The 947-nt window shown below is 60.0% G+C and carries 1 pseudogene; it reads left to right on the plus strand.

Going from position 1 to position 947, the window contains the following annotated elements:
- Positions 1-64 precede the first annotated feature (64 nt).
- Positions 65-947: pseudogene (locus CFE47_RS31275) on the plus strand (IS3 family transposase); the annotation flags it as partial.

Genomic DNA, 947 nt, shown 5'->3' on the forward strand with positions numbered 1-947 from the left:
TGTAGTGGTCCACTCACCCCGGACACCTTTTTAGGCGAAGATGATCGCCACACAGAGGTGTTCCATGAGCAAACAACGTCGTTCTTTCACGCCCGAGTTCAAGCGCGAGGCCGCAGGTTTGGTGCTGGATCAGGGCTACAGCTGTATCGATGCAGCCCGTTCGCTTGGGCTGGTCGAGTCGGCACTACGCCGATGGGTCAATCAACTGCAGGCAGAACGCGGCGGAGTCACACCGGCGAGCAAGGCCCTTACGCCCGAGCAGCAGAAGATCCAGGAGCTGGAAGCGCGGATCAATCGCTTGGAGCGGGAGAAATCGATCCTAAAAAAGGCTACCGCGCTCTTGATGGCCGAGGAACACGAGCGCTCGCGTTGATCGATCAGTTTCGCAGCGAAGCGCCTGTCGAACTGCTGTGCTCGGTATTTGAAGTCACCCGCTCGTGCTACTACGCCTACCGTCGCAGGCAGCGCTCACCGGACATTGCCCGGCTAGCGTTGCGGGTGCGAGTGGGCGAACTCTTTACCCAGAGTCGCCGCGCGGCTGGCAGCCGAAGCCTCACGCATCAACTGCGTGAAGAAGGCATCGTGATTGGGCGATTCAAGGTGCGTGCGCTGATGAGCGAGATGGGCTTGGTCAGCAAGCAGCCTGGCGCGCCTGTCTGCAGACGGAAAACCGAAGAACGGCCAGACATACCCAACAGACTGGAGAGAACCTTCGAGACTTCGTCACCGAACCAGGTGTGGTGTGGCGATATCACCTATGTCTGGGCGCAGGGTCGCTGGCATTATGTCGCGGTAGTCATGGACTTGTTTGCCCGTCGCGTCGTGGGCTGGGCGTTTTCCGCCACGCCTGATGCTGATTTGGTCATCCAGGCCTTGGACAGGGCTTACGAGCAGCGCGGTCGGCCTCGAGAGGTGCTCTTTCACAGCGACCAGGGGAGCCAATATGG

This window comes from Pseudomonas sp. PGPPP1 (assembly GCF_002255865.1).
GTDB classification, from domain to species: domain Bacteria; phylum Pseudomonadota; class Gammaproteobacteria; order Pseudomonadales; family Pseudomonadaceae; genus Aquipseudomonas; species Aquipseudomonas cremoris.